The 24,827-nt window shown below is 34.2% G+C and carries 23 protein-coding genes; 21 read left to right on the top strand and 2 right to left on the bottom strand.

The features are described from left to right. Window positions 1-1,686, top strand: a complete 1,686-nt coding sequence (gene recN / locus ETI37_RS00240; RefSeq protein WP_006586926.1) for a DNA repair protein RecN — start codon at window positions 1-3, stop codon at window positions 1,684-1,686. A 54-nt stretch (window positions 1,687-1,740) separates the two neighbouring features. Here the strand turns inward: recN and ETI37_RS00235 are convergent, their stop codons facing one another. After that, window positions 1,741-2,046, bottom strand: a complete 306-nt coding sequence (locus ETI37_RS00235; RefSeq protein WP_006586925.1) for a hypothetical protein — start codon at window positions 2,044-2,046, stop codon at window positions 1,741-1,743. Between the two features lie 212 nt (window positions 2,047-2,258). Between ETI37_RS00235 and gmk the strand changes: the two genes are divergently transcribed. Genes gmk through ETI37_RS00185 form a run of 10 tightly spaced genes read left to right on the top strand, consistent with a single transcriptional unit; the run spans window position 2,259 to window position 12,797 of the window. Then, entirely contained in the window at window positions 2,259-2,873 is a 615-nt protein-coding gene (gene gmk / locus ETI37_RS00230; protein ID WP_006586924.1) for a guanylate kinase, read from the top strand. A gap of 3 nt (window positions 2,874-2,876) precedes the next feature. After that, complete coding sequence (rpoZ, locus tag ETI37_RS00225) at window positions 2,877-3,095, top strand: DNA-directed RNA polymerase subunit omega (RefSeq protein WP_006586923.1); 219 nt, start codon at window positions 2,877-2,879, stop codon at window positions 3,093-3,095. A 54-nt stretch (window positions 3,096-3,149) separates the two neighbouring features. After that, complete coding sequence (priA, locus tag ETI37_RS00220; protein ID WP_006586922.1) at window positions 3,150-5,543, top strand: primosomal protein N'; 2,394 nt, start codon at window positions 3,150-3,152, stop codon at window positions 5,541-5,543. 16 nt (window positions 5,544-5,559) lie between these two features. Beyond that, a complete protein-coding gene (gene fmt / locus ETI37_RS00215; protein ID WP_006587362.1) occupies window positions 5,560-6,504 on the top strand; it encodes a methionyl-tRNA formyltransferase in 945 nt (314 codons plus the stop codon). After that, window positions 6,497-7,810, top strand: coding sequence for a 16S rRNA (cytosine(967)-C(5))-methyltransferase RsmB (gene rsmB, locus ETI37_RS00210; protein ID WP_006586920.1), 1,314 nt, complete (start codon window positions 6,497-6,499; stop codon window positions 7,808-7,810). Before fmt ends, rsmB begins: the two co-directional genes overlap by 8 nt. 5 nt (window positions 7,811-7,815) lie before the next feature. Next, window positions 7,816-8,565 (top strand): Stp1/IreP family PP2C-type Ser/Thr phosphatase, encoded by a 750-nt coding sequence (locus ETI37_RS00205; RefSeq protein ID WP_006586919.1) that lies wholly within the window; start codon window positions 7,816-7,818, stop codon window positions 8,563-8,565. Then, window positions 8,562-10,556, top strand: a complete 1,995-nt coding sequence (gene pknB, locus ETI37_RS00200; protein WP_006586918.1) for a Stk1 family PASTA domain-containing Ser/Thr kinase — start codon at window positions 8,562-8,564, stop codon at window positions 10,554-10,556. The genes ETI37_RS00205 and pknB overlap by 4 nt, the downstream gene beginning before the upstream one ends. After that, window positions 10,553-11,440, top strand: coding sequence for a ribosome small subunit-dependent GTPase A (gene rsgA, locus ETI37_RS00195; RefSeq protein WP_006586917.1), 888 nt, complete (start codon window positions 10,553-10,555; stop codon window positions 11,438-11,440). Before pknB ends, rsgA begins: the two co-directional genes overlap by 4 nt. Window positions 11,441-11,473: 33 nt before the next feature. After that, window positions 11,474-12,136, top strand: coding sequence for a ribulose-phosphate 3-epimerase (gene rpe / locus ETI37_RS00190; RefSeq protein WP_006586916.1), 663 nt, complete (start codon window positions 11,474-11,476; stop codon window positions 12,134-12,136). Beyond that, a complete protein-coding gene (locus ETI37_RS00185) occupies window positions 12,123-12,797 on the top strand; it encodes a thiamine diphosphokinase (RefSeq protein ID WP_006586915.1) in 675 nt (224 codons plus the stop codon). The genes rpe and ETI37_RS00185 overlap by 14 nt, the downstream gene beginning before the upstream one ends. A gap of 70 nt (window positions 12,798-12,867) precedes the next feature. Here ETI37_RS00185 and rpmB read toward each other — a convergent pair whose 3' ends face one another. Beyond that, a complete protein-coding gene (gene rpmB / locus ETI37_RS00180; protein ID WP_006586914.1) occupies window positions 12,868-13,053 on the bottom strand; it encodes a 50S ribosomal protein L28 in 186 nt (61 codons plus the stop codon). 176 nt (window positions 13,054-13,229) lie between these two features. On the opposite strand from rpmB, the gene ETI37_RS00175 reads away from it, so the two are divergent. From ETI37_RS00175 to ETI37_RS00130, 10 genes are all read left to right on the top strand, one after another. Beyond that, entirely contained in the window at window positions 13,230-13,592 is a 363-nt protein-coding gene (locus ETI37_RS00175) for an Asp23/Gls24 family envelope stress response protein (protein ID WP_006584909.1), read from the top strand. Window positions 13,593-13,612: 20 nt separating this feature from the next. Then, window positions 13,613-15,268, top strand: a complete 1,656-nt coding sequence (locus ETI37_RS00170) for a DAK2 domain-containing protein (protein WP_006586913.1) — start codon at window positions 13,613-13,615, stop codon at window positions 15,266-15,268. Window positions 15,269-15,272: 4 nt separating this feature from the next. Then, complete coding sequence (gene recG, locus ETI37_RS00165; protein WP_006586912.1) at window positions 15,273-17,297, top strand: ATP-dependent DNA helicase RecG; 2,025 nt, start codon at window positions 15,273-15,275, stop codon at window positions 17,295-17,297. Between the two features lie 8 nt (window positions 17,298-17,305). Further along, on the top strand, window positions 17,306-18,310 hold the full coding sequence (gene plsX, locus ETI37_RS00160) for a phosphate acyltransferase PlsX (protein WP_006586911.1): 1,005 nt from the start codon (window positions 17,306-17,308) through the stop codon (window positions 18,308-18,310). A gap of 57 nt (window positions 18,311-18,367) precedes the next feature. After that, window positions 18,368-18,607: an acyl carrier protein gene (gene acpP, locus ETI37_RS00155; RefSeq protein ID WP_006586910.1), complete on the top strand. Its 240-nt coding sequence runs from the start codon at window positions 18,368-18,370 to the stop codon at window positions 18,605-18,607. Between the two features lie 114 nt (window positions 18,608-18,721). Next, window positions 18,722-19,738 carry an ABC transporter ATP-binding protein gene (locus ETI37_RS00150; protein WP_006586909.1) on the top strand — a complete coding sequence of 339 codons (1,017 nt, stop codon included), beginning with the start codon at window positions 18,722-18,724 and terminating at the stop codon, window positions 19,736-19,738. 3 nt (window positions 19,739-19,741) lie between these two features. Beyond that, window positions 19,742-20,710 (top strand): ABC transporter ATP-binding protein, encoded by a 969-nt coding sequence (locus tag ETI37_RS00145; RefSeq protein WP_006586908.1) that lies wholly within the window; start codon window positions 19,742-19,744, stop codon window positions 20,708-20,710. Window position 20,711: 1 nt separating this feature from the next. Then, window positions 20,712-21,671 (top strand): oligopeptide ABC transporter permease, encoded by a 960-nt coding sequence (opp4B, locus tag ETI37_RS00140; RefSeq protein ID WP_006587361.1) that lies wholly within the window; start codon window positions 20,712-20,714, stop codon window positions 21,669-21,671. A gap of 14 nt (window positions 21,672-21,685) precedes the next feature. Further along, window positions 21,686-22,600: an ABC transporter permease gene (locus tag ETI37_RS00135; protein WP_006586906.1), complete on the top strand. Its 915-nt coding sequence runs from the start codon at window positions 21,686-21,688 to the stop codon at window positions 22,598-22,600. Window positions 22,601-22,939: 339 nt separating this feature from the next. Further along, window positions 22,940-24,712 (top strand): oligopeptide ABC transporter substrate-binding protein, encoded by a 1,773-nt coding sequence (locus ETI37_RS00130; protein WP_006586905.1) that lies wholly within the window; start codon window positions 22,940-22,942, stop codon window positions 24,710-24,712. Window positions 24,713-24,827: the final 115 nt, after the last annotated feature.

The following is a 24,827-nucleotide window of genomic DNA, read 5'->3' as shown; positions in this document are numbered from 1 at the left end:
ATGTTAGTTGAATTAGACATTCAGAATTTTGCAATTATTAAAAATCTGAAAATCAAATTCAAGAAGAACATGACGGTCTTGATTGGTGAAACTGGTGCAGGAAAATCAATTTTAATTGATGCACTTTCCCTTCTCTTGGGACACCGCGCTCAAAGTGAAATGATTCGTTCAGGTGAAAAAAAGGCAGTTGTTACAGGACTCTTTACGCTTGAGGAAAGTCAAAAGCAAATAGTTGAAAATCTATGCTCCGAATATGGGTTACCTTTAGATGGTGATGATTTAATCATTAGTAGAGAATTATCAAATAAGGGACGCAATGTAATTAGAATTAATGGTCAATTAACAACGATTACAGTTTTAGCACAAATAGGGCAATATTTGGTTGATATTCATGGTCAAAGTGATCAACAAATATTAATGAATCAAGAACGGCAAATAGACTTAGTTGATGAGTATGCAGGAGCTATTTTTAAAGTAGAACTTGAAAAATATCAGAGTCTATTTAAAAAATGGGTAGAATTAACAAATAAATTAAAGCATTTGCAAAAAGGGGCTCAAGAATTAGCCCAAAGGCATGATATTCTTCAATTTCAAAAAGATGAACTTGATTCTGCTGATTTAACAGATATTGATGAAGATGAAAAGCTGGAACAAGAGTATTCAAAATTAAATAACTATCAAAAAATTGCAGAAACAGCAAATTATTTAATGCAAGTATTTGATGATGATGAACATGGATTGACAACTTTATTGGGTAATGCTCAAAATGCTGCTGATGAACTTGCAGAATATGGTTCAGACTTCAAGAATATGGCCCAGTCATTATCTGATGGGGTATATTCTTTATCAGATAGTCGAAGTGAATTAGGTAATATAATGGACAACTTGGATTTTGATGAAGAAAGATTCCAATATGTTACTAATCGACTAGATACTTTAAATAATTTAAAAAAGAAGTATGGCCCAGATTTATCAGACGTATTTAATTTCTATCAAAAAATCTCTAAGGAACTCAGTCAGTTTGAAATGGGTGGTCTAGATGAAGATAAACTTCAAAAAGAAATTAGTCAGTTAGAAGATAATATGGCAGCTTCAGCTCAAAAGCTTCATCAGATGAGAGAAAAGACTAGTTCACAGCTTGAAAAAGAAATTCGTTCTGAATTAGCTGATTTATTTATGGAGAAAGCAAGATTTTCAATTAGATTCGTTCAATCGAAAACCTTCAATGAATTAGGAACTGATGAAGTAGCATTTTATATAGCCCCTAATCCAGGTGAGGAATTAATGCCACTTGTGAAGATTGTTTCTGGTGGTGAACAATCACGATTGATTTTAGCTTTAAAAACAATCTTCTCAAAAGTTGAACCTGTTGGCACGATGGTTTTTGATGAAATTGATACTGGAGTTTCAGGACGAGTATCAGCAGCTATTGGGAAGAAAATGCATTCAATTGGGCAACAAAAGCAAGTTATTGCAATTACACACTCTGTCCAAGTAGCTGCAAGTAGTGATTGGCGCTACAAAATTGAAAAGCATGTTGAAGATGGCAATACTTTTACTCAAGTACGTATACTTGATGACCAAGAAAGCGTAAAAGCAATTGCACAGATGATGGCAGGAATCAATATTACAGCAGCTGCAGAACAAAATGCTGCTGACTTAATTAAGAGAAGTCACGAAAAATAAAATTTAAAAAAGCTGGAAAGATGCGCTTTTTTGAGCGAAAACTTTCCAGCTTTTTTAGGCAATATCAGTTCGAAAGATATCAGTAATATTAACAATGTTAATTGCATTAGTATCAGCATTTTTTACAATAATTTTGTTATTAGGTACGACCTTAATGATTTTCCCAATTATATTGGTATTGTCTTTAAGTGTCAACAAAATATAACTACGGTGCAATAAAGCATAGCTTAAATTAGCTAAAATATAATGCTGCTTTTGTCCAATGATAGAAAGTTGGTCTTGGTCATAAGCAAAAATATCTTCAAATAAGTTAAAAGTCTTAGTTACTAGATTTTTCCCAATAAGTTGTAAATTCTTCATATTCTCAATCTCCTAAAAGCACTCGAAAATCATAAATTACTCTCGAACAATCGTTTGATTAAATTATACGAACTAATGTTTAAAAAATCAAGGAAAAATCGAAAATATGTTTGGAAATGATTGTTATTTAATTATGAGAAAAAAGGAGTGAAACTTGAAAAATCTGCTAGTTTAGTGCAATATAGAATTATTAATGATTTTTAGGAGCAATCATGGCAAGTAAAGGTTTATTATTGGTTCTATCAGGACCTTCTGGTGTTGGTAAAGGTACAGTAAAAAGTGCAATAGTTGAAACTAAAGCATTTCCATTTGAATATTCAGTTTCAATGACTACTCGAAAGCCTCGTCCTGGTGAAGTAGATGGAAAAGATTATTACTTTGTGAGTGTTGATCGTTTTAAAGAGGCTATTAACCAAGGTGAGCTTATTGAATATAATCAATATGTAGGCAATTACTATGGAACACCGCTAGCTCCAGTTAAAAAAATGCTGAGCGAAGGTAAAGATGTTTTGCTTGAAATTGATGTTAACGGTGCCCAAAAAGTTCGTGAACAAATGCCTGATGGTGTTTTTATCTTTTTAACACCGCCAGATTTGCATGAATTAAAGCATCGGCTAGTTCATCGAGGAACAGATTCTGAGGCTGTTATTCAAAATCGAATGAAACAAGCGCGCAACGAAATTATGATGATGTCTGATTATGATTATGCTGTAGTCAATGATACTGTTGCAAATGCAGTTAGTCATATTAAAGCGATTGTTGAAGCCGAGCATGTTAGTGTTAAGCGAGTAATTGATTCGTATCGTAAAATGGTTGAGGAGGACTAATACATGAAAATTACATATCCATCAATTGATAAATTATTAGACAGAGTTGATTCAAGATATTCTTTATCAGTTTTAGCTTCAAAAAGAGCTCATGAGCTTGAAGCAGGTAATCCAGCAGCACTTGATAAATTTAAATCATCTAAGTCAGTTGGCCAAGCATTAGAAGAAATTGCTGCAGGTAAGGTAATTATTGACCCAGATCACAAAACTAATATTGATTAATTAGTTAGACCTTCATCGCTAAGATGAGGGTCTTTTTAGCAGGTGAAAATAAATATGATAGCGCAAGTAATTGTAGATGTTGCAGCTAAGCAGACAGATCGAATTTTTGAATATCAAGTCCCTGAGCAAATTGCAGATTTAACAACTGGGTCCCGTGTTGTTGTCCCTTTTGGTCGAAGGAAAGTTCAAGGCTTCGTTGTAGGCTTAACTAAAACTAGTCAATATCAAGGAAAATTGAAAGACTTGTTGTTAGTTGTTGATGAACAAGCTCCCTTAACTCCGGAATTAGTTGAATTATCAGCATATTTGGCTAAAACTATTTTTTCTTATCGGATTTCAATTTTACAAACCATGCTTCCTAGTGTTATGAGGGCAAAATATCGAAAAATTTTAATTCCAACAACCAAGCAGGCTGAAGAGTTACAAATTTTTAAAGGAAAAAGTATTGATTTAGCAAAAGTGACCGATTTAGAAGAAATTGCCCAAATTAATCAGTTACTAAAAAAGGATATGGCTAAAATTGAATATGCAGTTGAAAATAAAGCTAAGGAAAAAACAAAAAAAGTTTATTATCTTACCTCTAGTCTCACCGATTACAAAGAAATTCAACAAAGTCTACGTTCAAATGCTGTTAAACAGGCTGAATTATTGCAATTTATAATCCAACATTTTGAACAATTTCCTTTTGATTCTGGGCAGTTGAAAAAATATAATTTATCATTTTCAGCAATTAATACTTTAGTTAAAAAAGATTTACTCAAAATTAAAGAAGTTGAGCAATATCGAAATCCTTTGACTGAATTTTCAAAAAATATTAAAAGAAAGATTGTTATTCTTAATCAGGAACAAACAGCTGCTCTGCAAAAAATAAATAAAAGTATTGAGAAGTCCGAAGCAAAAACTTATTTACTTGAAGGAATAACTGGAAGTGGAAAAACAGAAGTCTATTTACATGCCATTAGCAATGCATTACAAAAAGGGAAAAATGCTTTAATGTTAGTGCCGGAAATTTCCTTAACTCCGCAAATGGTTAGCCAGGTCAATGCCCGCTTTGGAAAAGAAGTGGCAGTTTTACATAGTGGTTTATCAGAAGGAGAGAAATATGATGAATGGCGCAGAATTAGACGCGGTGAAGCTCGAGTAGTTGTAGGAGCTAGGAGTGCTATTTTTGCTCCATTAAGTAATATTGGTTTAATTATTATTGATGAAGAGCATGAAGCATCATATAAGCAAGAAGATACACCTCGATATCATGCAAGAAATGTAGCTATTTGGAGAAGTCAATTTCACAATGCGCCTTTAGTATTAGGAAGTGCGACACCATCTCTTGATAGTCGTGCGCGTGCTCAAAAAGGCGTTTATGAATTATTGCGTTTAACAAAAAGAGCCAATCAAAAAGCCCTGCCTGAAGTTAAAATTATTGATTTGAAGTCGGTAGAATTTGCGGGAAGTCAATTTGATTTATCTACTGACCTTGTTGAAGCTATTAAAGAAAAGTTGATGAGAAATGAACAAATAATTTTATTGCTCAATCGACGTGGTTTTGCTAGTTTTATGCTTTGCCGAGATTGTGGATTTGTTTTACAATGTCCTAATTGTGATTTATCTTTAACTATGCATAAAGATACAAATCAAATGATTTGTCATTATTGTGGTTTTCATCAACCAATCCCAAATAGTTGTCCTAATTGCCAAAGTAGCAAAATTCGCTTTTTAGGAACTGGAACCCAAAAAGTCGAAGAAGAGTTAAGCGAACTTCTTCCAGGTGTAAGGATTTTAAGAATGGATGTTGATACTACAAGACGTAAGGGGAGTTATAAAGAAATATTAGATAAATTTGGTGCAGGTGAAGCAGATATTTTACTAGGTACGCAAATGATTGCTAAGGGGCTTGATTTTCCGAATGTAACTTTAGTTGGGGTGATTAATGCCGACACGGCTCTTTATTTGCCTGATTATAATGCAAGCGAAAAGACTTTTGAGTTATTAACTCAAGTGGCTGGGCGAGCAGGACGTGCAGAAAAAAGTGGGCAAGTTTTGATTCAAACTTATAATCCAGACCATTATGCAATAAAATTAGCGCAAAAACAGGATTATGAAACTTTTTATCAAACTGAAATGAAAGTAAGATATCAGGGAAATTATCCTCCGTTTTTCTTTACAAATTTAATTTCAGTTGCTTCAAAAAATGAACAAAATGCTGCCAAAGAAGCCTTTGCTATTAAAAGAATTTTAATGCGCAATCTTCATGCTCCAACAATTGTTTTGGGACCAACTCCGAGTGCAATTTCTAAAATTAAAAATCAATATTATTATCAAATACTGGTAAAATATAAACGTGAACCTAAATTAAATGAGCTACTTCATCAGATTCAAGATTTGGCTCAAGAAAAGCAAAAATATGGCTTAAATATTTATATTGATACTCAACCTGGAAGAATATCATAATGAAAGAGGGATGAATATGACATCAGTTATTTTCTTAGGGACACCAAATTTTGGTGCGACAGTTTTAGAAGGTTTAATAAAGGATAATTACCAAGTTTTGGCGGTGGTTACACAACCGGATAAAAAAGTAGGTCGAAAACAGAAATTGACTTCTTCTCCTGTTAAAGAGATGGCTCAAAAATACGATTTACCTGTTTATCAACCTGCTCGTTTACCAAGAAGTGAAGAACTTGATACTTTGATTAATTTACATGCTGATTTAATTATTACAGCAGCTTATGGGCAGTTTTTACCGACTAAATTTTTAAAGAGTGCTAAAATTGCAGCGGTAAATGTCCACGGGTCACTTCTTCCTAAGTATCGTGGTGGCGCTCCAATTCAATACTCTTTGATTAATGGAGATAAAGAAACTGGTGTAACTATTATGGAAATGGTTAAGGAAATGGACGCTGGTGATATGTATGCCCAAGAAAAGCTACCAATTGCACCAGAAGATACAGCAGGTAGTTTATTTGAAAAAATGGCTATTTTAGGTCGTGATTTACTCCTTAAAACCTTACCAAGCATTATTGATGGTAGTTGCGATAAAAAAGCACAAGATACCACTAAGGTAGTCTTTTCACCAAATATTAGTAAAGACCAAGAAAGAATAACTAAGGATATGACTGCAAGCCAAGTTCATAACTTGATTCGTGGCTTAAATCCAGATCCGGGTGCTTATTTAATGATTAATGGTCAAAGAATGAAGGTTTGGTCTTCAGAAGTAGCAAATGAAACAACCCAATTACCTGCTGGGGCTTTAGTAGATAATCACAAGCGTTTTGCGGTAAGTTTTGCTAATCATACGGTTCTCAATCTTACTGAAATTCAGCCAACTGGGAAAAAGAAAATGGCCGGCCGTGACTATATGAATGGTAAAGGTGCAAGTTTGAAGCTAGGAGAAGTATTTATTGATGACTAACTCAGCACGTGCTGTAGCGTTGGCTACTTTGATAAAAGTATTTAAGCAAAAAGGCTATTCTAATTTAAGTCTAAGTCATGCTCTAAATGAAAATAATTTTTCTCAAAAAGATCAGGCTTTTGTTACCCAATTAGTTTATGGAACAATTCAATATCAGTTATTCTTGGAATATCAATTAAAAGATTTACTTAGAACTAAACTAAAAGAAGATTATTTGAAGCCACTTTTATTAATGTCGGTATATCAGTTGATTTTCTTAAATCGAGTACCTAATCGAGCTGTTCTTGATGAAGCTAATAAATTAGCTAAGAGCTTTGGTAAAAAGAACTCATCTGGTTATCGTTTGGTAAATGGAATTTTACGTTCTTTTTTAAGACGTGGGCAAGTCTTACCTAGTCCGAAAGATCCTGTCCATTTTTTGAGCATAAAAGAGAGTATGCCAGAATGGTTGGTTCAGTATTTTATTAAGAACTGGGGTTTGAAGCGTACTGAAAAAATCTTGCCGAGTTTAAATAAACGAGCAGAAAATAGTATTAGAATTGCTAAAGGTGCAAATCAAACGCAAATAATTAATAGTTTGAAAAAGCAAGGATATTCTTTGACTGAATCAACCCTTGCAGATAACTGCTTTTTAGTTAATCATAGTATTGTCAATACAGATGAATTTAAGGCAGGTCAGATTACAATTCAGGATGAGGCAGCAAGTTTAGTAGTGGATTGCTTTGATTTACAAGAAAATGATTATGTTTTGGATACCTGCGCAGCTCCTGGTGGAAAAACAAGTCAATTAGCAGAAAACTTGCCACAAGGAAAAGTGATAAGTCTAGACATTCATAAGAAGAAACTTAACTTAATCAAAAAATATGCCGAAAGAATGCATGTTGATGAGCGAGTTGAAACTCTTGCTTTAGATGCTAGAAAAGCTGCAGAGCATTTTTCTGATACTAAATTTGATAAAATATTAGTTGATGCACCATGTTCTGGGCTTGGACTATTAAGAAGAAAACCAGAAATTCGCTATGATAAGACTATGAAAGATGTTCATAATTTAGCGAGAATTCAACTGGGGATTTTGAATAGTGCTGCCCAATTATTAAAGAAGAATGGTGAATTAGTTTATTCAACTTGTTCAATTACAATTGAAGAAAATGAACAAGTTATAGCAGAATTTTTAAAGAAGCATCCAGAATTTGAAATAATGCCAATAACTTTATCTAAAGTTCAAAGTAAAGAAAGTTTGAAGATTTTACCAGATACTTATGGCAGTGATGGCTTCTTTATTGCAAAAATGAAATTAAGAGGTTAAGTATTTTGATTGAAACAGCTTTTGCATCAAGTATTGGTCGTGTTAGAAAGACCAATCAAGACTTTGTTCAAGTATATGAAAATCAAAAAAGTATAAAAATGGCAGTTGTCTGTGATGGAATGGGCGGTCACCAAGGTGGAGATGTCGCTTCTACTATGGCAGTTAGCCATTTGGGACATGACTTTGCGAAGACCGATTTTGTAACAGCGGAAATGGCGAAGAAATGGTTACAAGTCCAATTGAAACTGGAGAATGAAACTATTTTACGCGCTGCTGATCGTTTCCCAGATTTAAATGGAATGGGGACTACGGTGGTTTTGGCAATTTGTTTTGAAAATAATGCTTTAATTGCTCACTTAGGTGACTCAAGAGCTTATTTGTATTCTGGAGAAAAGTTTACCCAATTAACTGAAGATCATTCGTTGGTAAATGAACTTGTAAAACTTGGACAAATTACCAAAGAACAAGCTAGAAATCATCCACAAAAAAATATTATTACACAGGCTTTAGGTGTCTCCAGCACTATTAATCCTGAATTTAATCGTCCCATCATTCAAGAAAATGACATTATTTTACTATGCACTGATGGCTTGACTAATTCATTAGAGGATGACCAAATACACCAAATTTTGGCAACCAAATCTTTGTCATTAAACGATCGATGCAAGAAATTAATCACTGAGGCAAATCGGTTGGGTGGCGGAGATAATATAACAGTTTGCCTGCTTTTGTGCAAGGCAGGTGACAAGAAATGATAACTCAAGGCTATTTATTAGGCGAACGTTACAAAATTTTGGACACCTTAGGTGAAGGTGGAATGGCGAATGTTTATTTAGCCGAAGATATCATTTTACAAAGAAAAGTAGCCGTTAAAGTTTTAAGACTTGATTTGCAACGTGATCCACAAACCTTGAAACGTTTTACGCGTGAAGCAATGGCAACTAGTGAATTAAGTCACCCTAATATTGTTTCAGTGCTTGATGTTGATACAGATCAAGGCCTTCCATATATGGTAATGGAATACATAAAGGGACCAGATTTGCATCAATATTTGCATGATAATTACCCACTACCCTTTACAGAAGTTATTAGAATCATGGATCAAATTCTAAGTGCAGTTGCTCTTGCTCATAAGCATAATGTAATTCACCGTGATTTGAAGCCAGAAAATATTTTGATCGATGAGAATACTGGTAAAATCAAAATTGCTGATTTTGGAATTGCAGTTGCTCTTAATCAAAGTACCATTACCCAAACTAACTCTACAATGGGGTCTGTTCACTATATGTCACCGGAACAGACTAAAGGTGGTTTAGTTACCAAACAATCCGATATTTATTCATTAGGAATTATTTTATATGAACTTTTAGCAGGGAAAGTGCCTTTTGGTGGCGAAACTGCTATTTCAATTGCATTAAAACACTTAAAAGAACCACTTCCTGATTTAAAAGAGATTGTACCTAACTTACCGCAACCTTTGGAAAATGTAGTCCTTTGCGCAACAGCAAAGGATCCTCGAGATCGCTATGAATCTGTTTTGACAATGAAAGCAGATTTGGACACCTCTCTTAATCCTGAAAGGGCTAATGAACCGGTCTTTAAACCGTCGCATAATCCAGCTTTAGAAGAAACTCGAGTTATTCCAACAATTATTTCTAGTGAAGATGCTGCTCTAAAAAATGTAAAAGAAGAAAAGAAACAAAAGCCAGCAAAGAAGAAAAAATTTTGGCAGACTTTTAAAGAGCATAAAGTTTGGCTACTCAGTTCAATTTTTGCAATTATTGTTGTTTTAATTTGTCTTATTTTAGCTTTAAGTAAAACAAATCAAACAACAGTCCCAGATGTAAGTGATTTCGATGAAAATCAGGCTAAGCAGTCGCTTCAAGCAGCTGGCCTTAAAATAGGCGAGATAGAGTATCAGTATTCTGATAAAGTTGCCAAAGGTAAAGTCATAAAAACTCTACCTACAAAGGGAAATTCAATCGAAAAGGGCAAGAGTGTTGATTTGGTTATTTCTAAAGGAGCCGGGTTAACTACTGTTCCAGATTTAGTTGGGGTTTACTATACTCAAGCCAAAAAACGATTAGAAAAATTAGGCTTTAAAGTTGAAAAAGAAACTGATTATTCTACTGAGATTAGTCGAAATTATGTCATGAGTCAAAGTATTGAGGCTGGTGAGCGTGTAAATGCTGCTAAAACGACGATTGTCATAGTTGTTTCTAAGGGAAGTCGCAAAAAAGCTAAACCTAAGCAATTTAAAGTTAAAGACTTAACTGGGTATTCTCTAAAGAGCGCGCAAGATTATGCTGAAGAAAATGGCTTAACTTTAAAGACGGAAGAAAGATATTCAGATACCGTTGAAAAAGGTTTAATTATTTCACAAAATCCAACAGCAGGAGTAACGATGGCTCGTGGAGATACATTAGAAGTTGTTGTATCTAAAGGAAAACAAGACAGTTCTTCAGCTTCTAGTGATTCAGCATCATCAGATAGCTCTAGCGATACTAATTCCGTTAATAAGAGTGTGTCAATTAGTTATGATTCAAGTAAAGGCAATAATGGTAATGGAAATCATATCCAGATTTATATTGCCGATGACAATCATCAAATAACTAATGTTTATCGTGATTTTTATATCACTCAAAATACAACTTTAAATATTCCATTTAGTCTAAAAAATGGCTCAGGAACATTAATTGTTGTCAATGATGGAACTACTGTAACAAATGAAAGGGTAACTAAATGATTACCGAAGGAATTGTAATCAGTTTAATTGCTGGATATTATGATGTGATGACGCCAAACGGTCTAGTGCGAACTAGGGCGCGTGGCGTTTTTCGCAAAAGACAAGAAAAGCCACAAGTTGGTGACTTAGTAAAAGTTCAACTTGATAAACATGGCACAAATTATTTGATTGAAGTTTTTAAACGAAAGAATCGGATTGGTCGTCCAGCTGTTTCTAACGTTAGCCATGTCTTATTAGTTATTTCTGCGGTTGAACCAGATTTTAGTGTCAATCTTTTGGATAGATTTTTAACTTTTTTTGCATGGCAAAGGGTCCCAGTAACAATTTATCTTTCAAAAGCAGATCTTGCGACTGATGAGCAAGTTGAAACTATAAAAAAAGCTTTAAATTATTATGAAGAAATTGGCTATCGTGTCTTTAGTAACAAAGAAAAGATAGAACAGGCTTTATTGTCTTTGATTAAAGATAATGAAATTTGGACCTTAGCTGGTCAATCAGGTGCTGGCAAATCAACATTATTAAACTTTTTAAAAGAGGATGCTGGACAAGATACTGGAGAGATATCTAAAAGTTTAAACCGTGGTAAGCATACAACTAGAAGCGTACAACTCTTTGCTTATTCTGATGGTTTTATTGCTGATACACCAGGATTTTCCGCAATTGATTTAGGACCAATTAAAATCAAAGAATTACAAAATTATTTTATTGAATTTAACAAGGCTAGCCAATTTTGTAAATTTAGAGGCTGTCAACATATTCATGAACCCAAATGTGAAGTGAAAGCTTTGCTTTCTGAGGGAAAAATTGCTCAATTTAGATATGATGATTATTTAGCACTTCGAACAGAAATTGAAGACCAAAGATTACCAGAATATCTAAAATAAAGCTAAGGATTATAAAAGAAATGAAGGAAAAATATGATTATTTCACCATCAATTTTGAATGCAGACAATTTAAATCTTGGCAGAGATATAAAAAAAGCAACTCAAGCCGGTATTACAAGATTCCATATTGATATTATGGATGGGCATTTTGTACCTAATTTGTCATATGGCCCACAACTTGTGCAGGACTTTAAGCGCGAGTTTCCATTAGTTGAAGCAGAAGTTCATTTAATGAGTAATAACTTAGAAACAACAATTCCAGCTTTTACTCAAGCAGGAGCTGATTTGCTAGAATTTCATTTTGAAGCAACTAATAAAGTGGATTATTGGTTAGATTATTTAGCAAGTAATGGTGTTAAAGCAGGGCTGGTTTTAAATCCGGAAACAGATGTAGCTTCTTTAAAGCCATATTTAAAAAAATTAAAACAAGTATTATTGATGAGTGTTCATCCTGGTTTTGGTGGGCAAAAATATATACCAGAAACAGCTGAAAAAATTGCTCAACTCAAGCAATTAACAAACGAGGCTGGTGTAAATATTCCAATTGAAGTTGATGGAGGAATTAATGATAAAACAGCCCCATTAGCTGCTCAAGCAGGAGCGGATATTTTGGTTTGCGGATCATATATTTTTAAAAATGGTGATATTGCTAGTCAAATTAGAAAATTAGAAGGCATTTTAAATGAAGGGCATTAGTTTATTAGGAGGACCACTTGAGCTAATACCTGAAGGCTTTTTTAATGAATTAAAATATAACAACAAATTTTTGTTGGGTGTTGATCGTGGTAGTTTGTTTTTGGTTGAAAAAGGCTTGACTCCAGATGTTGCAGTCGGAGATTTTGATTCTTTAAAAAAAGCTGAACTAGCCAAAATTGAAAAAGTAGTGAAAGATATTCGTTATTCCAATCCAGTAAAAGATTTAACTGATTCGGAATTGATGATAAAAACTGCTTTTGAAAATTATCATTTAACTAGCTTAAAAATTTATGGTGCCACTGGTGGTAGATTAGATCATTTTTTAGTTAATTTATTTACCTTTTTAAAGCCAGAGTTTCAAATTTATGCTCCTAAGGTAACTTTAATTGATCGTCAAAATGTAATTAGATTATTTTTACCTGGAAAACATCATATTAAGCCATTAGAAGGCTATTCATATTTAGGGATAGTCAATTTAACTGAAGTTAAAAATCTTTCAATACGAGGCGCAAAATACCCATTAGAGAACTATACATCAGCATACCCGGTATCTTTTGCTTCTAATGAGTTTGTTGCTGATAAGTCAGTAGAACTTTATTTTGAAAAAGGGACAATTGCTGTAATTTATAGTAAAGATCTTAACCGCTTTGCAAATCTTTAAAGTTAAAAACAAAAAAGACCAAGGTATTCCTTGGTCTTTTTTGCATAATTAAGCTTAATTATTAAAATTATTAAACGCGAGTAACTTTACCAGACTTCAAAGTCTTAGTTGATACCCAAACGCGCTTTGGCTTACCGTCAACAAGAATGCGCACTTTTTGAAGGTTTGGCTTCCAAGCTCTACGGGTAGAGTTCAAAGCTTTAGAACGCTTGTTGCCGAAAGTAGTCTTTTTGCCAGTAACAAAATCTTTTGCCATTTGCTAAACCTCCTTTACTTGTTATAAGTAACACTTTAATAATATAGCAAAGCTAGGATATAATTGCAATAGAAAATCAATTTTTTCTATTTTTATAATCTGTACTAATTTGATTATTGTATTTACTATGATAAAATACATTCGTATTACCCAATTTGAGAACGGAGGAAAATAATATGGCAGTTAAAATTAAGACCAAGCATGGCCTAATTGATGTAACTAATGGTGTAATTGCAACCGTTGTTGGCTCTGCTGCAACTGCTAATTATGGTGTCGTCGGGATGGCTTCAAAAAATGCCATCCGTGATGGAGTTAATGAAATTTTGAATCGTGCCAACTATAAGCGTGGCGTCGTTGTCAAATCGGTTGATAATCGAATCACTGTCGATGTCTACATAATTGTTGGCTATGGCCTCAAGATTTCTGAGGTAAGTCGTAATGTACAAGATAGTGTTAAATATAATTTGGAACAACAACTTGGCATTCAGACCAAATCTGTAAACGTGATTGTCCAAGGCGTCAAGGTTCTTGATGAATAACGCTTACCGGAGGAGTTAAATTGGTATTAACTGTAATCGAAAGTAAACAATTTAGAGATATGGTGAGAGTTGCTACTCACCGTATGGGTAAAAATAAAGAATATGTCAACAATTTAAATGTTTTCCCAGTTCCTGATGGCGATACTGGTACTAACATGAATTTGACAATGGAAAGTGGCGCACGCGCTGTTAGTGAAAGTCAAAGTACAAGTGTTGGTGAATTAGTTGAAGCTTTGGCCAAAGGGATGTTGATGGGAGCACGTGGAAATAGTGGAGTTATTACTTCACAATTATTCCGTGGTATGTATAAAGCAACTGTTGGCAAGCAAACCTTAAATGCCCAAGAATTAGCTGATGCCTTTTCAAATGGTGTTGCTACAGCATACAAAGCTGTTATGAAGCCTGTTGAAGGAACTATTTTAACCGTTGCACGTGTAGCAGCTGAAGATGGTAAAAATGCTGCTAATGATAGTGATGATGTTGAAGTAGTTATGAAAGCGATTGTTGAAGGAGCTAAGCGCGCATTAAAGACTACTCCAGATTTATTGCCTGTTTTGAAAGAAGTTGGGGTTGTAGATTCTGGTGGTCAAGGTTTGCTCTTCATCTATGAAGGCTTTTTAGAAGGTTTACTTGGAGAAAACTTCTCTGATGTGTATACTCCTGACATTGATGAAATGGATCAAATGATGAGTGCAACTCATGAGCAATCACAAAGTAAGCTTTCTACTAAGGATATTAAGAATGGCTATTGTACTGAAATAATGGTTGACTTAACTAAAGATATTCCAGGTAAGAAGCCTTTTGATTTGGAAGAATTTAGAAAGCATTTATCAACTTTAGGTGATTCATTATTAGCTGTATCTGATGACACAATTGCTAAGGTCCATGTTCATACTGAACATCCAGGTGAAGTATTTACTTATGGGCAACAATTTGGTGAATTAGGCAAAATTAAAATTGATAATATGAGAATTCAACATGAAACAATTGTTGATGAAGCAGCTAAAGAAGAAGAAAAAGTTGATTTTGCTGTGGTGGCAGTTTGTTCAGGTAATGGTGTACGCCAATTATTTGAAAGTGGTGGTGTAAACCGAATTATTTCAGGTGGACAAACTATGAACCCATCTACTCAAGACATCATTGATACAATCAAGAAGTCTGGAGCAAGTAAGGCAATTATTTTGCCAAATAACGGAAATATTATCATGGCAGCTAAACAAGCAGCTGAGGTATGTGATATTCCTGTTGGTATTGTTCAAACTAAGACTATTTCTCAAGGATTAACAGCTATGTTAGCTTTCAATCCAGATGCTAGTGTTGAAGAAAATGTCGAAGCAATGAACGAAGAAGCAAGTATGGTTGTTTCTGGTGAAGTAACACGTGCTATTCGTGATACTAATATCAATAATGTTGAAATTCATAAAGATGATTTTATGGGAATTATTGACGGTAACATTGAAATTGATAAGCCAGATTTAATTGATGCAACTTGCGCAATGATTGAAAAAATGCTCGATGAAGATAGTGAAATCGTAACAATTATTTACGGGCGTGATAGTAATAAAAAGCAAGCTGAGGAAGTTCAAGCTAAACTTGAAGAAAGCCATGATGATTTAGAATTTGAAATTCATGATGGTGGTCAACCAGTTTACTCATTCTTAGTTTCAGTAGAATAGAAAAATGCTAAATAACTTATTTGAACCAGTCACTAGGCTAAAAGGGGTCGGGCCGAAAACGGCCGCTGCGTTAGAAAGTTTGTCAATCTATAGTATCTATGACTTACTTTTCTATTTTCCATATCGTTATGACGATTTAGAGATGATTCCACTAGATCAATTGAATGATGGTCAAAAGGTGCTTTTGAAAGGAATAATCGCCACTGAGCCTTTTGTTAGTCGATTTGGTTACAAAAAAAGTCGATTAAGCTTTAAACTCAGAATTGACCATGATATTATCATGGTCAATTTTTTTAACCAACCATGGCTTAAAAGTCAGCTAGAAGTTGGTAAAGAAGTGGCAGTTTATGGGAAGTATAATCTTGCTAAGCAAAGTTTATCGGGCTTTAAATTTGTGGCAGCTAAAAGTGAAAAATCCAGTCTTAGTCCTGTCTATCCAGTAAATCGCCATATTAAGCAAAAGAAGTTAATTGAACTAATTAAGTTAGCACTTGCTCAAAAACAGGAATTAATGGATATTGTTCCAGAAGAAATTCGACAAAAGTACCGTTTGATGAATGACCAAGAATTGGTTGAGAAAATGCATGAACCTAAAAGTCCTAATGAAGCAAAGTTGGCGAAGCGAAGTGCAATTTTTAGGGAGTTTTTTATTTTTCAGGTACAATTAGCTCTCTTAACAATGAGGCCACAGGGAAGATTAGGAACGGCTAAAAAGTATGATTTAAATGAAATAAAAAAGTTGACGAATACTTTACCTTTTGAGCTAAGTGCCGACCAAAAAAAGGTTATTAATGAGCTCTTTGCTGACTTACATCAAAAAAGACAAATGAGACGGCTTTTGCAGGGGGATGTTGGTAGTGGAAAGACAGTTGTAGCTGTTTTTGGAATTTATGCTGCAATTACTGCTGGTTATCAAGCAGCGTTGATGGTGCCAACTGAAATTTTAGCTAACCAGCATTTTGGAAAGATTGATGAATTGTTGCGACCATTTGGTGTGCGAATAGCTTTGTTGACTTCTAGCACGAAAACAATGGAAAAACGTGAAATTTATCGTGAATTGGCTGATGGAACCCTCAATGTAGTAATCGGAACTCATGCCTTGATTCAACCAGGTTTAAAATTTAAGAAATTAGGTTTGGTTATTATTGATGAACAACATCGCTTCGGTGTTAATCAACGTCAAAAATTAATGATTAAAGGTGAAAATCCTGACTTACTAGCAATGACTGCTACGCCAATTCCTCGTACACTAGCCTTAACTGCATATGGGGAAATGGATGTATCTGAAATTCGTCATTTGCCAGCAGGGAGAAAGCCGATTGTTTCAGCATGGATAACTAGTTCACATCTTGATCAAGTTTTAGCTAAGATGAAAGAACAATTGAGTCAAGGATTTCAAATTTATGTAGTAACGCCTTTAATTGAAGAATCTGAAAATATTGATTTAAAAAATGCCAAAGAACTTTGTCTAAAGTTACAATCTTACTTTAACCATGAAAAAGTTGTTTTACTGCATGGACAAATGAATGGTGAAGAAAAAGATCAAATTATGACAGAATTTTCGCAAGGCGATATAAATATCCTAGTAGCAACTAGTGTTATTGAGGTTGGTGTAGATGTCCCTAATGCAAATATGATGGTAATCTTTGATGCTGACCGTTTTGGATTAAGTCAGTTACATCAATTGCGTGGCCGAATTGGGCGAGGAAAGACTGAAAGCTTTTGTTATTTTGTAGCTGATCCAAAAACTGATATTGGTAAGAAAAGAATGGAAATAATTTCTTCGACAAGTAACGGTTTTAAATTATCTGAAGAAGATTTAAAGCTGCGTGGACAAGGTGATTTGTTTGGAAAGGCTCAATCTGGTATTCCTGAATTTAGATTAGGAGATTTAGTTAATGATTATAATACAATGGTTGTTGCCCAAAATGTGGCAAGACAACTTGTAAAGACAGATCCAGATCTAATGGAAAATTCAGCTTTAAAAGAAGTAATAGATTATAGTCAAAAGATTAAAGAAATAGATTAGGTGAAATTATGAGGAAAATTGCAATTGATGCGATGGGTGGAGAACATGCACCTGAAGCGATTGTTGAAGCTGTTTTAGAGGCAAAAGTTAAGTTGCCAAATACTAAATTTCTTTTATTTGGTGATGAAAATAAAATAAAAAAATTGCTAGCAGATAATTCAACTGATAAGCAGATAGAAGTGATTGCTACAACTGAAATTATTCAAGATGAAGATGAACCGGTTAGAGCTATTAGACGAAAAAAAGATTCATCTTTAGTTGTCGCAGCAAGATATGTTAAAGAAGGCAAGGCAGATGGATTAGTATCATTAGGTAATACTGGTGCTTTACTTGCAGCTGGAATTTTTATCGTTGGCCGAATTAAGGGAGTTGAGCGTCCAGGTTTAATGCCAACTTTGCCAGTCAAAAATTCTGATTTAGGCTTTAACATGATTGACGTTGGCGCTAATGCCCAAGCTAAGCCGGAATATATCCTTAAATGGGCTGAAATGGCTAATTTTTATGCAGAAAAAGTACGTGGTATTAAGAACCCAAGGATTGCTCTTTTAAACAATGGCGCTGAGTATGATAAGGGTGATGACATTCATAAAGAAGCATATCAGTTGCTTAAAGAAAGTAAATTAAACTTTATTGGTAATATTGAAGGTAATGAATTATTAGATGGTAAGGCTGATATTGTTGCAACAGATGGTTTTACAGGGAATGCAGTCCTAAAAAATATTGAAGGAACTTCAAGTGTAATTATTCATTTAATTAAAGAGTCATTATTGAATGGTAGTTTGACGACCAAGTTAGGTGCTTTATTAATAAAATCTGCTTTAAAAGGTGTTGCTAAAAAATTTGATACCGCAAAGTATGGTGGAGCAGTTTTATTAGGTTTAAATGCCCCTGTAGTAAAAACGCATGGTAGAAGTGATAAGAGAGCAATTTACTATACATTGTTACAAATGGATAAGATGATTGAAGAAGAATTAATTAAGTTATTTGTAAACGACTTCTCAAAACAAGATTAATAGACTTTTATTTAAGCTTGGCTTAAACTGTTTATAAAAATATATTGGAGGTATCCCATGAACGAAACTGAAATTTTTAACAAAGTTGCTGAATTGTTAGCAGAACATTTTGATATTGAAGCTGATAAAGTGACAAATGAATTAAACTTTAAGAAGGATTTAGATGGCGATTCAATCAACTTCTTAGAATTTGTTATGGATCTTGAAGATACTTTTGGTGCAGAAATCTCTGATGAAGATGCTGCAAAGCTTGAAACTGTAGGACAAGCTGTTGAATATATTAAGAGTCATCAATAAGAAAATAACTAGAGAAACTTGCAAGATTTTAAGATTTTGTTTATAATTAGAAAACAAATTAAGAAAACTAATCGACTTTTAATTTTTTAGTCGTGCTAGATGGAGGGATGACCTTTGGAGAAGCAAAGCGATCTGCTATTAGACGTACAACACTTGCATACTGCATATCGGTTGCAAGGTAAGTTCTATGATGCAGCTGATGATGTTAGCTTTACTTTAAAACGTAATGAGATTTTAGCCGTAGTAGGTGAATCCGGTTGCGGAAAAAGTACTATTGCTTCAAGCATTATTGGTTTGTATGACCATAAGAATACTAAGGTTACTGGAGATATTTTATATAACGAACTTAACTTAGTAGGTTTAAATGAATCACTTTTTAATAAGATTCGTGGTAATAATATCGGGATGATTTTCCAGGATCCGTTGGCAAGTTTGAATCCTTTAATGCGGGTTGGTGACCAAGTTGCAGAAACCTTGTACTACCATACTGATATGGATGAAAGCGCAAGAAAGAAGCGGGTTATTGAATTATTTAACCAAGTTGGTATGCCTAGACCTGAAGAAATGTACCGGATGTATCCACATGAATTATCAGGTGGATTACGTCAACGTGTGGTTATTGCAATGGCAATTGCATGTAAACCTGAAGTTATTATTGCCGATGAACCTACTACAGCTTTAGATGTAACAATCCAAGCACAAATCTTAGACTTACTTGAAGATATTCAGAAAGAATCTCAATCAGGTATTATTTTAATCACCCACGATTTGGGGGTTGTTGCAGAAACTGCTGATGAAGTAGCTGTTATGTATGCTGGTCAAATCGTTGAAAAAGCAGACGTTAAGACTATTTTTGAAAATCCAAAACATCCATACACAAGATCATTACTCCATTCTATGCCACAAAGTGATGATCAAGATGAAGACTTGCATGTTATTCAAGGTACTGTGCCTTCTCTTAAGAACATGCCAAGAACTGGTGACCGTTTTGCTTCAAGAATTCCTTGGATTCCAGCAAGTGAACACGAAGAAAATCCAGTATTACATGAAGTGGAACCAGGACATTGGGTTAGATGTACTTGTTGGAAGAATTTCCACTTCCAAGATGACCAAGAAGCAAGCGGGGAATAAGATATGGGAAAAGAAATTATTCAAATTAAAGATCTTAAAGTCCATTATCCAATTCGTTCCGGCTTTTGGAACAGAATTACAGACTATGTAAGAGCGGTTGATGGAGTTAACTTCTCAATTAATGAAGGCGAAACTTATGGCTTGATCGGTGAGTCTGGTTCTGGTAAGTCAACAACAGGTAAGTCTATTGTCGGTGTTGAAAAGGTTACCAGCGGTGAAATTCTATACAAGGGTGTTGATGTTACTAAGCCAGCTAATCGTAAAAAGCTGAATTATAACAAAGATGTCCAAATGATTTTCCAAGATTCAATGTCTAGTTTGAATCCTAGAAAAAGAATTGAGGATATTATTGCTGAACCAATTAGAAACTTCGAAAACTTGACTACTGATGAAGAAAGAAAGAGAGTTCAAGAATTACTTGATATCGTTGGTATGCCAAGTGATGCGATTTATAAGTATCCTCATGAATTTTCAGGTGGTCAAAGACAAAGAATTGGGGTTGCACGTGCTGTAGCAACAAACCCTAAGCTTATTGTTGCTGATGAACCAACTAGTGCGCTTGATTTATCAGTTCAAGCACAAGTGTTGAACTTTATGAAGAACATTCAACAACAGTACAATATTGCTTACTTGTTTATTTCTCACGATTTAGGTGTTGTTAAGCACATGTCAGAGAATTTAGCAATTATGCACCGCGGGCGTTTAGTTGAATTAGGTTCTCGTGAAGAAATTTATAAAAACCCAATGCATATTTATACTCGGCGTTTATTATCAGCTATTCCACGAGTTGATGTTGAACACCGTGCTGAAAATAAAAAGCATCGTCAAGCGGTTGAAAAGGAATTCCAAGAAGACCAAGCTAGATGGTATGACAAAGATGGTAAAGTATTTCCATTACGTGAAGTGAGTCGAAATCACTTTGTAGCTTTACCAGAAGAAGAAATTCATAAGATTGAAAAGGAGGGTGAATAAGATGTGGAAGACAATTTTACGTAGATTTCTTATCATGATTCCCCAAATTTTCTTACTTAGTGTGTTGGTCTTCTTCTTAGCAAAGATGATGCCTGGGGATCCATTTACTGGTGCTATTAATCCTAATACTGACCCCAAGGAAATTGCTCGACTAAAGCAAGAGCTTGGTCTTAATGACGCACCTTGGGTTCAATATACACGTTGGGTTGGAAACTTATTCCATGGTGATTTAGGTACTAGTTATATCCAACACGTACCTGTTGCTTCACTTATTTGGGATCGGGCAATTAATACATTTTGGTTATCATTGTTTACTGTGATTTTAACTTACTTAATTGCTATTCCTTTAGGAATTAGTGCAGGACGTAACCAAGATAAGTGGCAAGATCAAAGTATCCAAATTTTTAACTACTTCACTTTTGCCATTCCAGGATTTGTATTTTATATCTTGGGGTTGTATCTGTTTGGATTTGTTTTAAACTGGTTCCCAATTAGTGGATCTGTTGGTTCAGATGCAAGTGGAACTTTTGGCGTATTTTTGAGTCGAATCTACCACTTGATTTTACCAGGTACTTTAGTTGCCTTGATTAGCACAACTGGCATAGTCCAATATCTTAGAACAGGAATTGTTGATAATAAAGTTGAAGATTATGTAAGAACAGCTCGCTCAAAAGGTGTTCCAGAAAAAGTTGTTTTCAACAAACATATTTTGCGGAATTCACTTTTGCCAATAGCAGCATTCTTTGGTAATACAATTACTGGATTGCTTAGTGGTTCTATTCTATTAGAAACAGTCTTCTCATATCCTGGTATGGGTAAGTTATTCCTTGATTCAATTAGTCAACGTGACTATACTACTTTAACTGCTTTGATTTTGCTTTATGGTATTTTGACTTTGGTTGGTAACTTACTTTCTGACATTATTATGAGTATTGTTGATCCAAGAATTAGAATTCAATAGGAGGGAGTAGAAATATGGCTAAAGATAAATCAACAAAGAAAGAAAAAACTGCAGCTAAAGTTTCTTTACCTCCTTCAGGATTTAAAGTTGTTTGGCGTGAAATAAAGAAGGATAAAGTGGCAATGGGTGCTTTGATTATTATCATTGCAATCTTATTGTTTACTTTCGTAGGATCATTGTTTTTAAGCAAATCACAAGTTACAGAAGTTAACATTGCCGATGCTTACTATAGTTGGGGCGAAGCCGGCCATATCTTTGGTACTGATGATGGTGGGAGAGATATCCTACAATTATTGATGATGGGTGGCCGTAATTCAATTATGATTGGGTTATCTGTTACTTTAATTGTAGAAGTAGTCGGATTAGTAATTGGATTAATTTCAGGTTATTTTGGTGGTACTATTGATAATATCATTATGAGAATAGTTGACTTTATCCAAATTTTGCCACAAATGCCAATTTTAATTGTTTTTGCTGCAACTATTCCAAATTACAATGCTGTTACTTTGGTTTTAATGATTTCATTATTTGGTTGGACTTCATCAACTAGATATTATAGATCTTTTGTCTTGTCTCAAAGAGACCGTGAATATGTTTTGGCTTCAAAAACTTCAGGTTCTTCTAATTTAAGAATTATGTTCCGTGAAGTCTTGCCAAATATCAGTTCAATGATTATTATTGACGTTATTTTGACTGTTGCTGGTAACATTGGGATTGAAACAGGACTTTCATTCATTGGCTACGGATTACCAACTACCACTCCTTCTTTAGGTACATTAATTGGGTATGCAAATGATCCAGTTAACGTAACTACTAGACCATGGTTATGGGTGCCAGCTACAATTTTGCTTTTAATTATTTCTTTAAGCATTAACTATGTTGGTCGTGCTTTACAAAGAGCCGGGGATGCTCGTCAACGTGAAAACTAAGTTAATTTTATTAAAAAGGAATCTTACGATTCCTTTTTATTTTGCAATAAAAAATTATAATTGCGAATTTAACTTTAATTTTTATCTTGCTTTTCATAAAATAAATCGCGATTTTTAAGTCTTAATGCAAATTAATAGCAAAAAAATATAATTATTGTTAGATTTATAGTAAGTGGTTACATTGCTGATATTAAAGCATACAAAAGGGTACATATCTGCTTTAAAAATTAAATATTAAAAATAAAATGAGATAAAAATGTTGCAATATTAAAATAACCATGCTAAGATTAAAAACATCAAATTGGATATGAACCGACAAACAAATGGAGGGAATGTCATATGAGCAAAGTAAAGGTGTTAAGCTCTATTGGATTACTTACAGGGGTTGCTCTTACATTAACAGCATGTGGTAGTAATTCAAATTCAAGTTCAAATTCAGCAAGTTCAGTTTCTAAGTTTAAGGATACTGTCCCAACCAAAACTGCTAAGAGTGGTGGTACAGTAAATTATGCAATTGAAACTGATTCCCCATTTACAGGAATCTTTAGTAACGAATTATCAACAACTTCAACCGATTCAGAAGTTATGCAATTTGGTAATGAATCATTACTTGCTACAGATGATTCATATAAATTTACTAACAAAGGTGCAGCTACTTTCAAGTTAGACAAGAATGCTAAGACCATTACAATTGAAGTGAAAAAAGGTGTTAAATGGTCAGATGGTAAGCAAGTAACTGCCAAAGACATTGAATACGCATATGAAATTATTGCTAACAAGGATACTAATTCTCAACGTTATACTTCTTCTTTAGCTGATATTGTTGGTCTTGAAGAATATCATGAAGGCAAGTCTTCAACTATTTCTGGTATTGAAATGCCAGATGGTGAAAATGGACGTAAAGTTGTTTTACACTTCAAGGAAATGAAGCCAGGTATGACCCAATCAGGTAATGGTTACTTCTGGGAAACTGCGGTTCCATACCACTACTTGAAAGATGTCGCTTTTAAAGACTTAGAATCTAGCGACAAGGTTAGAAAGAACCCACTATTCTTTGGTCCATATAAGTTACAAAGTATCGTACGTGGTCAATCAACTACTTGGGTTCCAAATAAGTACTACTGGCGTGGAACTCCAAAGCTTAAGAAGATTGTTGCTACAGTTGTTGGTACTAACTCAGTAACTCAATCAATTAAGAGTAAGAAATTTGATGTTGCCCAAGTTATCAATTCACAATGGAATAATGTGAAGAATACTAAAGGCGTTAACTTTATTGCCCAAGTACCTCTTTCTTACAGTTATTTAGGATTTAAGGTTGGTAAATACGATACTAAGACTGGCAAGAATGTGATGGACAAGAATTCTAAGATGAATAACAAGGCTCTTCGTCAAGCTATTGCATATGCTATGAACGTTAATGAAGCTTACAAACGTTACTTTAACGGTCTTGCATTTAGAGTTCCTACTTTAATTCCAGAACAGTTTGGTAAATACTTCAGTAAGAATGCTGATGCATATTCATACAACTTGAAGAAGGCTGAACAAATCTTAGATAAGGCTGGATACAAGAAAAAGGGTAAATATCGTGTTCAACCAAATGGTAAGAAGTTAGTAATTTACCTTGCTGCTAGAAGTGGTAGCTCAGTAAGTGACTCTATTACACAAAACTACATCCAACAATGGAGAAAGATTGGTTTAGATGTTAAGCTTTCATCAGGTCGTTTAATGGAATCAAATTCATTCTATGATAAGATTCAAAATGATTCTCCTAATATCGATATGTTTATGGCTGGTTGGTCACTTTCTAGTGAACCATCACCAGCTGACTTATACAGTGAGCAAGCACCATTTAACTTTGCAAGATTTGTAACTAAGAAGAATACTCAATTGTTAAATGAAATTGATTCACAAAAAGCATTTAACAATAGTTACCGTGTGAAGAAATTCCACGAATGGCAAAAGTATATGAACGATGAAGCTTATGTTGTTCCAGTATCAAATGGTTATGAAATTTCTGCTATTAACAACAAGTTGACAGGTTATAGTTTGAAGCCAAGTCTCGGTAATGGTAACGGTCAACCAAACTGGTACTATGTTGCTTACGCAAAATAAAAAATAAACCGATACAAACCGAATAATACCTCGAAAAAGATTCCTGAAAGGAATCTTTTTTGTTTTCTCATTTTTTATTCTTTAGTTTAAATAAAAATAAATTTCTATAAAAAAT

The organism is Lactobacillus mulieris (genome assembly GCF_007095465.1).
GTDB classification, from domain to species: Bacteria; Bacillota; Bacilli; order Lactobacillales; family Lactobacillaceae; genus Lactobacillus; species Lactobacillus mulieris.
The sequence above is the reverse complement of the archived record's forward strand: the minus strand, read 5'-3'. Positions and strand labels throughout refer to the sequence as shown.

Coding starts and splice junctions, on each gene's coding strand:
- recN (WP_006586926.1), top strand. CDS start 1: ATGTTAGTTGAATTAGACATTCAGAATTTTGCAATTATTAAAAATCTG.
- ETI37_RS00235 (WP_006586925.1), bottom strand. CDS start 2,046: ATGAAGAATTTACAACTTATTGGGAAAAATCTAGTAACTAAGACTTTT.
- gmk (WP_006586924.1), top strand. CDS start 2,259: ATGGCAAGTAAAGGTTTATTATTGGTTCTATCAGGACCTTCTGGTGTT.
- rpoZ (WP_006586923.1), top strand. CDS start 2,877: ATGAAAATTACATATCCATCAATTGATAAATTATTAGACAGAGTTGAT.
- priA (WP_006586922.1), top strand. CDS start 3,150: ATGATAGCGCAAGTAATTGTAGATGTTGCAGCTAAGCAGACAGATCGA.
- fmt (WP_006587362.1), top strand. CDS start 5,560: ATGACATCAGTTATTTTCTTAGGGACACCAAATTTTGGTGCGACAGTT.
- rsmB (WP_006586920.1), top strand. CDS start 6,497: ATGACTAACTCAGCACGTGCTGTAGCGTTGGCTACTTTGATAAAAGTA.
- pknB (WP_006586918.1), top strand. CDS start 8,562: ATGATAACTCAAGGCTATTTATTAGGCGAACGTTACAAAATTTTGGAC.
- rsgA (WP_006586917.1), top strand. CDS start 10,553: ATGATTACCGAAGGAATTGTAATCAGTTTAATTGCTGGATATTATGAT.
- rpe (WP_006586916.1), top strand. CDS start 11,474: ATGATTATTTCACCATCAATTTTGAATGCAGACAATTTAAATCTTGGC.
- ETI37_RS00185 (WP_006586915.1), top strand. CDS start 12,123: ATGAAGGGCATTAGTTTATTAGGAGGACCACTTGAGCTAATACCTGAA.
- rpmB (WP_006586914.1), bottom strand. CDS start 13,053: ATGGCAAAAGATTTTGTTACTGGCAAAAAGACTACTTTCGGCAACAAG.
- ETI37_RS00175 (WP_006584909.1), top strand. CDS start 13,230: ATGGCAGTTAAAATTAAGACCAAGCATGGCCTAATTGATGTAACTAAT.
- recG (WP_006586912.1), top strand. CDS start 15,273: ATGCTAAATAACTTATTTGAACCAGTCACTAGGCTAAAAGGGGTCGGG.
- plsX (WP_006586911.1), top strand. CDS start 17,306: ATGAGGAAAATTGCAATTGATGCGATGGGTGGAGAACATGCACCTGAA.
- acpP (WP_006586910.1), top strand. CDS start 18,368: ATGAACGAAACTGAAATTTTTAACAAAGTTGCTGAATTGTTAGCAGAA.
- ETI37_RS00145 (WP_006586908.1), top strand. CDS start 19,742: ATGGGAAAAGAAATTATTCAAATTAAAGATCTTAAAGTCCATTATCCA.
- opp4B (WP_006587361.1), top strand. CDS start 20,712: ATGTGGAAGACAATTTTACGTAGATTTCTTATCATGATTCCCCAAATT.
- ETI37_RS00135 (WP_006586906.1), top strand. CDS start 21,686: ATGGCTAAAGATAAATCAACAAAGAAAGAAAAAACTGCAGCTAAAGTT.
- ETI37_RS00130 (WP_006586905.1), top strand. CDS start 22,940: ATGAGCAAAGTAAAGGTGTTAAGCTCTATTGGATTACTTACAGGGGTT.